Source organism: Janthinobacterium violaceinigrum (genome assembly GCF_009208555.1).
Taxonomy (GTDB): Bacteria; Pseudomonadota; Gammaproteobacteria; order Burkholderiales; family Burkholderiaceae_D; genus Janthinobacterium; species Janthinobacterium violaceinigrum.
In genome coordinates this window covers 208,296-220,497 of the sequence record NZ_WFLI01000007.1, presented here as the reverse complement: position 1 = coordinate 220,497, position 12,202 = coordinate 208,296, and the positions used below count along the sequence as shown (strand labels likewise).

Genomic DNA, 12,202 nt, shown 5'->3' with positions numbered 1-12,202 from the left:
CAGGACCGTGAAACAACTTTGCGCCGATGATAGTGCTGCAACCAGTGTGAAAGTAGGTTATCGTCAGGCTTGTTATTCGCAGTAGAGAAAAACCCCGCCAGCAATGGCGGGGTTTTTTTTCGTCTGGTGCTTTGTTGGTAACGTTGATGCTGATGTCGGCTGACGCGCTTGCGCGCATCCGGCCTGCGCCAGAGCCGATCCATGCCGGCCTCTGCACGCCGCCTATGCAACAGGCGTAAAAAAAGGCAGCGCTATGCGCTGCCTTTGTCATTTATCAACTCCATTAAAAGTGATAAGCGACTTTGACGTTCATGTAATTGACGCCGCTATTCGGTTTCTTGTAGCCGCCGTTCGAGAAATGCTGGATCTTCGCAGCGACTTCCCATTTGTTATTGAAGACGTAGCCGACGCCGATATGGTCGCCGAACTGGAAGTGGGTCGACAGGCGGTTATCGTCGTTATCGTACAGCTTGGACAGCATGTGCACGCCAATGCCGCCTTCCGCATAAAAGCCCAATTTATTCGTGTTTTCAAAGCGGAACACGGGAGTAAAGCCCAGATCCCACAGTTTTTGATGCTGGCCAGGGACATTGCGATAGCTCTTGCCATCCCAACCGCCGATGCTGGCATCCCAGTAACCGCTCAGCTGCGTGCCATTCGATACAAACCAGGCTTTGTCCCAGTTCGACGTCACGCCGGCGCGCAGCATTTGCACTTTGACGCCCTTGGCATATTCGCCGTAGACGGAGTCGATCAGTTTGTCGTCGGCGGCAAAGCCGGCGTTGGCCGCCATCAGCGCGGCAACGGCGGCGATGGATTTGAGGAGATTCTTCTTGAAGAACATAGAGGCTTTCATCGTAAAATTGGCCGATAGGCTATTGTCTTGTCTGTACAGGCACCTTGCTTTGCATGCCGCTCTCGCCACTTGTTGATCTCAGGGGTTCAATTGACATTCTCTACAAAAATCGCATTTCTTGGTATCGGTCTGATGGGGGATCCGATGGTCCGGTGCCTGCTACGCGCTGGATATTCTGTCACAGTTTGGAATCGCACGCACAGCAAGGCCCAAGTCCTGCGTGCGGCCGGCGCGCGGCCGGCGGTTTCCGTGGCGGAGGCGGTCAGCGGTGCGGACGTGGTCATCTCGATGCTGGAAGCCGGCCCCATCGTGGCGCAGGTGCTGCAGGAGGCGCTGCCGGCCTTGCCTGCCGCCGCGGTGTGGATCGATATGAGTTCCACCAAGCAATCAGAAGCCCAGCAATTCCACGCCACATTGGAAGCTGCCGGCCATGCCTTCATCGATGCGCCCGTCTCGGGCGGCGTCGGCGGGGCGCAGGCGGGCACCCTGGCCATCATGGCCGGCGCCAGCAGCGCCGATTACGCGCGTGTGGAAACCATCCTGGCCGCCATGGGCCGCCCGACCCTGGTGGGACCGGCCGGCAGTGGGCAAGTTGCCAAGTTGTGCAATCAGCTGATCGTGGGTGCAACATTGACTATCGTGGCCGAAGCGCTGTTGCTGGCCCAGGCGGCCGGCGCCGATGCGGCTGCCGTCAGGGCGGCCATCCGTGGCGGTTTTGCAGAGAGCAAGATCTTGGATGTGCATGGCCAACGCATGCTGGAACGAAATTTTGTTGCTGGTGGGCAGGTGAAAAGCCAGATCAAGGACATGCACAACATCCTCGCGGCGGCCGATGCCGCGCACGTCACCTTGCCGGTGACGCAACTGGTGACACAGCGCTATGAAAGCATTGCCGAAACGTATCCGACGGCAGACCATGCGGCGGCCTTGCTGGCCCTGGAAGAACTGAATCCGGGCCAGCGCCTGGGCGATGGTCCGGATCAGCTGAGCTGATTCACGCGACGGGCAGGCTCGCTTCGGCCAGCTTGACCCAGAAACTGGCGCCGATGGGCAGCAGATTGTCGTTGAAGTCGTAGCTGCCATTGTGCAAGACGCATGGACCCAGGCCGTGGCCGCCATCGCGGTGTTCGCCATCGCCATTGCCGATGAAGATGTAGCAGCCGGCTTTTTCTTGCAGGAAGAAGGCGAAGTCTTCCGCGCCCATGGTCGGTTCCACATTCGCGTTGACCTTGTCCGCTCCCACCACGCTTTTCATCACGTCGACGGCAAACGCCGTTTCTTTCGCGTGGTTGACCAGCGGCGGATAGTTGCGCTTGAAGTGGAAATCGACTTCCGCGCCAAAGGCGGCGGCCGTGTGCACGGCGATCTCGCGCATGCGCTCCTCGATCAAGTCCAGCACGGGCGTGGTGAAGGTGCGCACGGTGCCGACCAGGCTGGCGTCGTCGGGGATCACATTGGTGGCGCTGCCCGCATGGATTTGCGTGATCGACAGCACAGCCGTGTCGAGCGGGCTCTTGTTGCGCGTGATGACGGTTTGCCAGCTTTGCGCGATTTGCACGGCCACCATCACGGGGTCGATGCCCTTGTGGGGCTGGGCCGCGTGCGCGCCCTTGCCTTTGACGGTGACGTGGAATTCATTGCTGGAGGCCATCATCGGCCCTTCCACCACGCTCAGGGTACCCGTTTCGGCACCGGGCCAGTTGTGCATGCCGTAGATGGCATCCATGGGAAAGCGGGTAAACAAGCCATCTTCGATCATTTCACGGGCGCCGGCGCCGCCTTCTTCCGCCGGCTGGAAGACCAGGTACACGGTGCCGTCGAAGTTGCGGTGCTGCGCCAGGTAATGGGCCGCGCCCAGCAGCATGGCCGTGTGGCCGTCGTGGCCGCAGGCGTGCATCTTGCCCGGGTGGCGCGACGCGTGTTCGAAGGTATTCATTTCCTGCATGGGCAAGGCATCCATGTCGGCGCGCAGGCCGATGGCGCGCTTGGACGTGCCATGCTGGATGATGCCGACCACGCCAGTGCGGCCCAGGCCGCGCACCACGGGAATGCCCCATTCCGTCAGTTTGGCAGCAACGACGTCCGAGGTGCGCTGTTCTTCATAGCACAGCTCGGGATGCGCGTGCAGGTCGCGGCGGATACCTTGCAGCTCGGATTGAAACGCCAAGATGGGATCAACTAGTTTCATCGGACTCTCCTGTGGATGCTGGCACGCAGCAATGTATGGCGCGCCGGACCGCGCTTGTTTGATCAAAAACAGGCGCGGCTAATAATGCATTGTAGCCCTTGTTTGCCGGGGAAATCCAGCGCACGGACGTGCTTGCCATGGCGCCAACAGCAAGCGGGCGGAATGGTTTACAGTATCGCCTTCCCCCAACGTTTTTGGATTGCCCCATGACCACCACCCACGTGCGCGCCGCCTGCCCGCTCGACTGCCCTGATACCTGCGCCTTGCTGGTTACCGTGACCGATGGCGTGGCAACCGCCGTCAAGGGCGATCCTGACCATCCCACCACGGCTGGCGTGCTGTGCACCAAGGTGTCGCGCTTCACGGAACGCACCTACCATGCGGACCGGCTGCTGCATCCGCTGCGCCGCGTGGGCAGGAAGGGAGAGGGCAAGTTCGAGCGCATCAGCTGGGAGGAGGCATTGCAGACCATCGCGGCCCGATTGAAACCGATTGCCGCGCGCGATCCGCAGGCAATCTTGCCGTACAGCTACTGCGGCACCATGGGGCTGGTGCAGGGCGAATCGATGTCGTCGCGTTTTTTTAATCAGCTCGGTGCTTCCTTGCTGGACCGCACCATCTGCGCCTCGGCCGGCGCCACGGGCTACCGCTACACGGTGGGTGCCAGCATCGGCACGGACCTGGAACAGTTTCAGAGCGCCAAGTTGATCATCATCTGGGGCGGCAACCCGATCGCCTCGAATTTGCACTTCTGGATGCGCGCGCAAGAGGCCAAGCGCAATGGCGCCACGCTGATCGCCATCGACCCCTACCGCTCGCTGACGGCGGAAAAATGCCATCAGCACGTCGCCTTGCTGCCGGGCACCGATGCAGCACTGGCACTGGGTTTGATGCATGTCCTGATTGCCGAAGACTGGCTCGATCATGACTACATCGAACGCTACACCGTGGGCTATGATGGTTTGCATCAGCGTGCGCTGGAATGGCCGCCCGAACGCGTGGCCGAGGTGTGCGGCATCACGGCCACGGAAGTGGTGGAACTGGCGCGCCTGTACGGCCAGGCATGCCGCTCTGGCGAGGGTGCCGCCATCCGTACCAACTACGGCGTGCAGCGCGTGCATGGGGGCGGCATGGCGGTGCGTAACATCGCCTGCCTGCCCGCCCTGACAGGCGCCTGGCGCCACCCTGCCGGCGGCATGCAGCTGTCGAGCTCGGGGTCCTTCCCCATCAACCGCAAGGCCTTGCAGCGGCCCGATTTGTTGAAAGGCACGCCACGCACCATCAACATGAGCACCATCGGCGACGATCTGCTGAAAGCCAGCTCGCCCGACTTTGGCCCGCAAGTGGAAGCCGTGATCGTCTACAACTCGAATCCGCTGGCGGTGGCGCCCGATTCCTCGAAAGTGGCGCAGGGCTTTGCCCGCGAAGACTTGTTTACGGTCGTGCTCGAACATTTCCAGACCGATACTGTCGACTACGCCGACATCGTGCTGCCCGCCACCACGCAGCTGGAACACGTCGATACGCATGCCACCTATGGCCACCTGTACATGATGGCGAACAATGCGGCCGTGGCGCCGCTGGGCGAAGCAAAGGCGAATACGGAAATCTTCCGCCTGCTGGCCCAATACATGGGCTTTGATGACCCGTGCTTCCAGGAAAGCGACGATGCGCTGGCGGCCAAGGCATTCGATGCGACGGATGCGCGCGCCGTGCATTTCGACTGGGAATCGCTGAAACGCACGGGCTGGCAAAAGCTGGCCATGCCCGAGGCGCCGTTTGCCGAGGGGGGCTTTCCGACGCCGTCGGGCAAGTGCGAGTTTTATTCGGAAGCCATGGCGCAGGCGGGCCTCGATCCCCTGCCCACGTATATCGCACCGCATGAATCGCTGGCCAGCAATCCCGCGCTGGCGGCCCGCTATCCGCTGGCCATGATTTCGCCGCCCGCGCGCAATTTCCTCAACTCCACCTTCGTCAACGTGAAAAGCCTGCGCGCGGCCGAAGGCGAGCCGCACCTCGATATCCACCCCGACGATGGCGCCACGCGCGGCATCGCGGCCGGCGACATGGTGCGCATCTTCAATGACCGCGGCAGTTTTGTTGCCAAGGCCCGGGTCACGGACAAGGCGAGACGTGGCCTGGTCGTGGGCTTGTCCGTGTGGTGGAAGAAACTGGCCAGCGATGGCAAGAACGCCAATGAAGTGACCAGCCAGCGCTTGACGGACATGGGCCGCGCGCCCACCTTTTACGATACGCTGGTCGAAGTGGAAAAGGCCGGCTGAGGTGAATGCGCTGGCGCGCTGGCCCGCCCGGCTGCTTGTCGGCAGCTTGTGCATGCTGCTGGGCGGCTGCACGCAGCTGCGCTACTACACGCAAGCGGCGCAGGGGCAATATGCCTTGTGGTCCGGCGCGCGGCCCATCGGCGACTGGCTCGATGATCCGGCCACCGAGCCGCGCCTGAAGGTGCGCCTGGCCAAGGCGCAGCAGATCCGCCGCTTTGCCGTCAGCGAGCTGGACTTGCCCGACAACGGCAGCTACAAGAACTACGCGGCCCTGCGGCGACCGTTCGTGCTGTGGAACGTGGTGGCCACGCCGGAATTGTCGCTGCAGCCGCTGCAATGGTGTTTTCCCATTGCCGGCTGCGTCAGCTATCGCGGCTATTACAGCAAGGACGAGGCGCTCGCGTATGCCGAGCAGTTGCGCGCCCAGCATTACGACGTGCAGGTGGGCGGCGTGCCCGCGTATTCCACCCTGGGCTGGTTCGACGATCCCCTGCTGTCGACCTTTATCAATTACAACGATGCGGAACTGGCGCGCCTGATTTTCCATGAACTGGCGCATCAGGTGGTGTACGTGCCCGGCGATTCGGCCTTCAACGAGTCGTTTGCCGGCGCGGTGGAAGAGGCGGGTGTGCAGCGCTGGCTGGCGCGCGAGGGCAATGACGCCATGCGCGCGTCGTATGCCCAGTACGCGGCGCGGCGCCAGGATTTTCTGGCCTTGCTGCTGCAATACCGGGGGCGACTGGAGGCCGTGTATGCCAGCGACGCCAGCGATGCGGACAAGCGCGCGCGCAAGGCGCAGGTGTTTGCGGCATTGAAAGATGCGTATCAGGTACTGAAGCAGCGCTGGGGTGGTTTTGCCGGTTATGACCGCTGGTTCGAGCAGCCATTGAGCAATGCGCACCTGGCTTCCGTGTCTACCTACAATGAATTTTTGCCTGCCTTCAAAAAATTGCTGGAAGAAAAAAAGAACTTTCGTGCTTTTTATGCTGCAGTGCACACAATGGCCCAGATGAATAAGCCTGAGCGCAGGCGTGCGCTGGAACAATTGTCCAGCCCCTGACCCGTAAAGATTGTCTCGCGCGCCAAGGCAAACGATCCTGTAACAGTGTATTTATCATGCTGCATTGCAGCATAAAAAGCCCCTAGAGTTGCCGCTCGAATACTGTTGAAAGCGCTTGCATGGAAGCGCGGCGCCCGATAGCATCGCATTAGTAGCATAGAGCAAATGCTCGTCAGAATGCTCAAACTGACTGCCGGACGACAGAATCCGCAGCAATGATCCGCGCCGGCAGGGTGCGCCGGCTCCCCCACGATTATTCGAGACAAGAGGCACAGGATGGAAAAAATTTGGCTGAAGTCGTATCCTCCCGGCGTTCCCGCCGACATCGATCCTGATCAATATCGTTCGCTGGTGCATGTGCTGGAAGAAGCGTTTCAGAAATATGCAGACCGCAATGCCTATGTCTGCATGGACAAATTTCTTACCTATGCCGAACTCGACACCTATTCGCGCCAGCTGGGGGCCTGGCTGCAAAGCCGCGGCTTGAAAAAAGGGGCCAGAGTTGCCCTGATGATGCCGAACGTGCTGCAGTATCCGGTGGCCCTGGCCGCCGTGCTGCGCGCCGGCTACACGGTGGTGAACGTCAACCCGCTGTACACGCCGCGCGAACTCGAGCACCAGCTCAACGATTCGGGCAGCGAAGCCATCATCGTGCTGGAAAACTTTGCCCATACCCTGGAGCAAGTGCTGAGCAAGACGGCCGTCAAGCACATCGTCGTCGCCAGCATGGGCGAAATGCTGGGCGGCTTGAAGGGCATGATCGTCAATTTTGTCGTGCGCAACGTCAAGAAGATGGTGCCTGCGTATTCCTTGCCGAACGCCATGCGTTTCAAGCAGGCGCTGGCGCTGGGCAGCCGCATGAAACTCACGCCGGTCGAGCTGAGCATCAACGACGCCGCCTTCCTGCAATACACGGGCGGCACCACGGGCGTGTCGAAGGGCGCGACCCTGAGCCACCGCAATGTGATCGCCAATGTGCTGCAAAGCGAAGCGTGGTCGGGCGCAGCGCTCGACCAGAACAGCAAGGAGCAGCTGATCATCGTCTGCGCCCTGCCGCTGTACCATATCTTTGCGCTGACGGCGTGCGCGATGTGGGGCACGCGCGTGGGCGCACTGAATATCCTGATCCCGAATCCGCGCGATATCCCGGGCCTGATCAAGGAGCTGGGCAAGTACAAATTCAACTTGTTACCGGCGGTTAATACGCTGTATAACGCGCTGGTCAATCATCCCGACTTTGCCAAGCTCGATTTCTCGGGCTTGAAGATCGCCAATGGCGGCGGCATGGCGGTGCAGCAAGCCGTCAATGACAAGTGGCTGCAAGTGACGGGCGTGTCCATCATCGAAGGTTATGGCCTGTCGGAAACGTCGCCCGTCGCCACCTGCAACCGCGCCGACAGCACGGAGTTCTCGGGCACCATCGGCTTGCCCGTGCCGTCGACCGATATCGCCATCCTCGACGATGACGGCAAGGAAGTACCGCTGGGCCAGACGGGCGAGATCGGCATCCGCGGCCCGCAAGTGATGAGCGGCTACTGGAACCGTCCCGATGAAACGGCCAAGGTCATGACACCCGACGGTTACTTCAAATCGGGCGACGTGGGCATCATGGATGAGCGCGGCTACGTGAAGATCGTGGACCGCAAGAAAGACATGATTCTCGTCTCCGGCTTCAACGTCTATCCGAACGAAGTCGAAGCCGTCATCGCGGCCCACCCGGGCGTGCTCGAGTGCGCCTGCGTGGGCGTGCCTGACGAGCATTCGGGCGAGGCCGTGAAAGTGTTTGTGGTGCGCAAGGATCCGAACCTGACCCAGGCCGTGCTGGCCGCGTATTGCAAGGAGCAATTCACGGGTTACAAGCGGCCGAAATATATCGAGTTCCGCGATGAACTGCCGAAGACCAATGTCGGCAAGATTTTGCGTCGCGCCCTGCGTGACGAAACGAAGATAGCAGCATAAACAGTGCCGGGGGCGCCCAAGGCGGCACCCCCTTCAATACAGATAAAGATGAGGCAATTGATGGACAAGATTTGGTTGAAGTCGTACCCGGACAGCGTTCCCGCAGAGATCGACTGCACGCAGTACCGTTCCGTGACGCATTTGCTGGAAGAGTCGTTCCAGAAATATGCGGACCGCAACGCTTTCGTGTGCATGGATAAATTCCTCACTTACCGCGAGCTCGACAAGCTGTCGCTGCAGATGGGGGCCTGGCTGCAAAGCAAGGGTCTGAAAACGGGTGCGCGCGTGGCGATCATGCTGCCGAACGTGCTGCAGTATCCGGTGGCGATGGCGGCGATCCTGCGCGCCGGCTACACGGTGGTCAATGTCAATCCGCTGTACACGCCGCGCGAATTGCAGCACCAGCTGATCGATTCGGGCAGCGAGGCGATCATCGTGCTGGAAAACTTCGCCACCACGGTGGAGCAAGTGCTGCCGCACACGCAGGTCAAGCATGTGATCGTGGCCACCATGGGCGACTTGCTGGGCGGCGTGAAGGGCACCATCGTCAACTTCGTCGTGCGCAAGATCAAGAAAATGGTGCCTGCGTTTTCCCTGCCGAGCGCCATCGGTTTCAACAAGATGCTGGCCGAGGGTTCCCGTTTGACACTCACGCCGGTGCAGCAAGGCCATGACGATATTGTCTTCCTGCAATACACGGGCGGCACGACGGGCGTGTCGAAGGGCGCGATGCTGTTGCACCGTAACGTGATCGCCAACGTGCTGCAAAACGAGGCGTGGATTTCACCCGTGATGACCAAGGAAATGCGCGCCACCTCGATGGGCTTCATGTGCGCCTTGCCCCTGTATCACATCTATTCGCTGACGGTCAGCGCCCTGATGGGCATGCGCGTGGGCGGCTTGAACGTGCTGATTCCCAACCCGCGCGACATTCCCGGTTTCGTCAAGGAATTGTCCAAGCACAAGATCGTCGTCTTCCCGGCCGTCAATACCCTGTACAACGCGCTGCTGAACAATGCCGACTTCGCCAAGCTCGATTTCTCCAGCTACAAAGTGTGCAATGGCGGCGGCATGGCCCTGCAGCGCAACGTGGCCGAGCGCTGGCTGAAACTGACGGGCTGTCCGCTGATCGAAGGCTATGGCATGTCGGAAACGTCGCCTGTCGTGACGGGCAACCGCGTCGACATCACGGAATTCACGGGTACCATCGGCTTGCCTTTCCCTTCGACGGAAGTGGCGATCCTCAACGACGATGGCGTGGAAGTGCCGCTGGGCGAGCCGGGCGAGATCGCCGTGCGCGGCCCGCAAGTGATGGCCGGCTACTGGCAGCGTCCGGACGAGACGGCCAAGTCGATGACGGCCGACGGCTATTTCAAGACGGGCGACGTGGGCGTCATGGACGAGCGCGGCTATGTGAAGATCGTGGACCGCAAGAAAGACATGATCATCGTGTCCGGCTTCAATGTGTATCCGAACGAAGTGGAAGACGTGGTTGCATCGTGCCCGGGCGTGCTGGAATGCGCCTGCATCGGCGTGCCGGATGCCAACTCGGGCGAAGCCGTGAAAGTGTTCGTCGTACGCAAGGATCCGAACCTGACGGTGGAACAGATCCGCGAGCATTGCAAGCATGAATTGACGGCGTACAAGAAGCCGAAATACATCGAGTTCCGCGATGAATTGCCGAAAACCAATGTCGGCAAGATCTTGCGCCGCCAATTGCGCGACGAAAAGAAAGCGGCTTGAATACTATCTCTGCACGCCAGCCTTGCCGTCCTGCACGGTGAAGCTGGCCAGTGTCGCGATGGGGGACGCGCTGTCGCGCACATTCTCCAGGCCCTGGAACAGGGCCGTGGTTTTCTCTGGCGTGATGTCCAGCAGCATGTAGCCGCGCTTGTCGCTGCGGCCGTAGCGGATGTGCGGATTCATCGCCACGTACTGCTCCGTGCGCGCCTGCGGGCGTGAACTCGAGGTGATGGAGGTGCCGCAAAACTCGGTGGCCAGCACGGGATTATCCTTGCTGGCGGGGCGCATGGCGTTGCGGCTCAGTTCCGTGGCATAAAAGGTATGCACGTCACCCGACAGCACCAGCGGGTTGCGCGCGCCGCTGCTGCGCAGGGCGTCGAGCAGGTGCTGGCGCGCCATCGGATAGCCATCCCAGCCATCGGTCCAGATGCGTTCGTCGCCGGGCCGCACGATGGGCACCTGGCTCGATTGCGCCATCAGGGTTTGCTGGGCCAAAATATTCCAGTGCGCGGGAGAGGTATCGAGTCCCGCTTGCAGCCAGCGCTGCTGTTCTTCGCCCAGCATCGTGCGTTGCGGCTTGAGCAAGTCGGGGCAGCTGCGCGTGGTGACGGAATTGGAGCCGCCGCGGCCCGGCTTGGCGCACGCGTGATAGGCACGGTATTGCCGGTCGTCCAGCACGTGGAAGCGCGCCAGGCGGCCCCAGTCATAGCGCTGGTAGATGCGCATGTCGACATAGCCCCGCCGGCCCAGCGGCAGCAGGCGCAGCGGCATGTGTTCATAGAATGCCTGGTAGGCGGCTGCGCGGCGCTGCAAAAAGGTGGGCGTGAGCAACTCGTCGCGATCATTGCCATAATCGTTGGCCACTTCATGGTCATCCCAGGTGACGATCCATGGCGCGGCCAGGTGCGCACCCTGCAAATCCTTGTCGCTCTTGTATTGCGCGTAGCGGGCGCGGTATTCGTCCAGGGTAAAGCTTTCGTGCGTGCGCACGGCCCGGCTCGGGTGCTGCAGCTGGTATGGCCCCCATTCATATATGTAGTCGCCGAGGAAGGCCACCAGGTCGGGCGCGGCCGCGGCGATATGCCGGTGCGCCGCGTAGGCGCCGAATTCCCAGTGCTGGCACGAGGCCACGGCCAGCTTCAGCGAAGCGGGCAGGGTATCGGCAGCGGGCGCCGTGCGCGTGCGTCCCACGGGGCTGACGGCGTCGCCCAGCATGAAACGGTACCAGTACCAGCGTCCGGGCGCCAGGCCTGCCACGTCCACATGCACGCTGTGCGCGAGGGCGGGCGTGGCCGTGGCTTGCCCCTTGGCGACGATGCGCCGGAACGCTTCGTCGTCCGCCACTTCCCAGCGCACGCTCAAGGCGATGGCGGGCGTGGCGGCGGCGTGCAGCGGATCGTGGCAGATGCGCGTCCACAGCACGACGGCATCGGGCAAGGGCGAGCCGGAAGCGACGCCCAGCGCAAACGGATAGCCTGCGCCATTGAGGCGCGTGGCCGCGCGCGCGCCGGAACCGGACAGCATGCTGCCGGCGGCGGCCAGGGACGCTATGCGGGCAGCGCTTTGCAGGAAGACGCGGCGCTGGCTATCCATGCCGTCTGAAAATACAACGCGGGATTATTGTGACAGCAGGGTTTCGATGGGCGGCACCTTGCGCGGCTTGCGGTCGGAATCCGTCGCCACATAGATCAGGGTGGCTTCCGTGACTTTCACGATGCACGCCTGCAGGCGGTTGCGCTCGGCATACACTTCGACATTGACGGTGATCGAGGTATTGCCGACCTTGACGATTTCAGCGTAGAAGGATAGCAGATCGCCGACGAAAACGGGGTTTTTGAAGACGAAGGAGTTAACGGCAATGGTGGCGACGCGGCCGTTGGCGCGCCGCGTGGCCGGCAGGGAACCGGCGATATCGACTTGCGCCATGATCCAGCCGCCGAACACGTCGCCGTACACATTGGCGTCGGAAGGCGCTGGCATCATGCGCAATTCCGGCATTTTTCCGGCTGGGAGGCCGGAGGCGAGGCAGTTATCAGGGCGGTCGGGGGAGGTGCTCATCTTTTATTCTCATGAAAGGCTACAATTGCCCCGATTGAACCATAAAAAGCCGACCT

The 12,202-nt window shown here is 61.5% G+C and carries 10 protein-coding genes; 5 read left to right on the top strand and 5 right to left on the bottom strand.

Annotated elements, in window-relative coordinates:
• A partial coding sequence (locus GCN75_RS29515; RefSeq protein ID WP_226941204.1) for a hypothetical protein occupies positions 1-203 on the bottom strand: 203 nt, incomplete at its 3' end.
• Positions 204-283: 80 nt separating this feature from the next.
• A complete protein-coding gene (locus GCN75_RS08825) occupies positions 284-856 on the bottom strand; it encodes an acyloxyacyl hydrolase (RefSeq protein WP_226941203.1) in 573 nt (190 codons plus the stop codon).
• A 90-nt stretch (positions 857-946) separates the two neighbouring features.
• On the opposite strand from GCN75_RS08825, the gene GCN75_RS08820 reads away from it, so the two are divergent.
• On the top strand, positions 947-1,849 hold the full coding sequence (locus GCN75_RS08820) for an NAD(P)-dependent oxidoreductase (protein WP_226941206.1): 903 nt from the start codon (positions 947-949) through the stop codon (positions 1,847-1,849).
• A gap of 1 nt (position 1,850) precedes the next feature.
• Here the strand turns inward: GCN75_RS08820 and GCN75_RS08815 are convergent, their stop codons facing one another.
• The gene (locus GCN75_RS08815; protein ID WP_152282206.1) at positions 1,851-3,044 is read right to left on the bottom strand and encodes a M20 aminoacylase family protein; all 1,194 of its coding nucleotides are present in this window, start codon (positions 3,042-3,044) and stop codon (positions 1,851-1,853) included.
• 206 nt (positions 3,045-3,250) lie between these two features.
• On the opposite strand from GCN75_RS08815, the gene GCN75_RS08810 reads away from it, so the two are divergent.
• From GCN75_RS08810 to GCN75_RS08795, 4 genes are all read left to right on the top strand, one after another.
• Positions 3,251-5,326, top strand: coding sequence for a molybdopterin-containing oxidoreductase family protein (locus tag GCN75_RS08810; protein WP_152282205.1), 2,076 nt, complete (start codon positions 3,251-3,253; stop codon positions 5,324-5,326).
• A 52-nt stretch (positions 5,327-5,378) separates the two neighbouring features.
• A complete protein-coding gene (locus GCN75_RS08805) occupies positions 5,379-6,386 on the top strand; it encodes an aminopeptidase (protein WP_152282218.1) in 1,008 nt (335 codons plus the stop codon).
• A gap of 276 nt (positions 6,387-6,662) precedes the next feature.
• Positions 6,663-8,345 (top strand): long-chain fatty acid--CoA ligase, encoded by a 1,683-nt coding sequence (locus GCN75_RS08800; RefSeq protein ID WP_152282204.1) that lies wholly within the window; start codon positions 6,663-6,665, stop codon positions 8,343-8,345.
• A gap of 60 nt (positions 8,346-8,405) precedes the next feature.
• Complete coding sequence (locus GCN75_RS08795; RefSeq protein WP_152282203.1) at positions 8,406-10,088, top strand: long-chain-fatty-acid--CoA ligase; 1,683 nt, start codon at positions 8,406-8,408, stop codon at positions 10,086-10,088.
• 3 nt (positions 10,089-10,091) lie between these two features.
• Here GCN75_RS08795 and GCN75_RS08790 read toward each other — a convergent pair whose 3' ends face one another.
• Positions 10,092-11,681: an alkaline phosphatase D family protein gene (locus GCN75_RS08790; RefSeq protein ID WP_152282202.1), complete on the bottom strand. Its 1,590-nt coding sequence runs from the start codon at positions 11,679-11,681 to the stop codon at positions 10,092-10,094.
• Between the two features lie 24 nt (positions 11,682-11,705).
• Positions 11,706-12,071, bottom strand: coding sequence for an acyl-CoA thioesterase (locus GCN75_RS08785; RefSeq protein WP_226938791.1), 366 nt, complete (start codon positions 12,069-12,071; stop codon positions 11,706-11,708).
• Between the last annotated feature and the right edge of the window lie 131 nt (positions 12,072-12,202).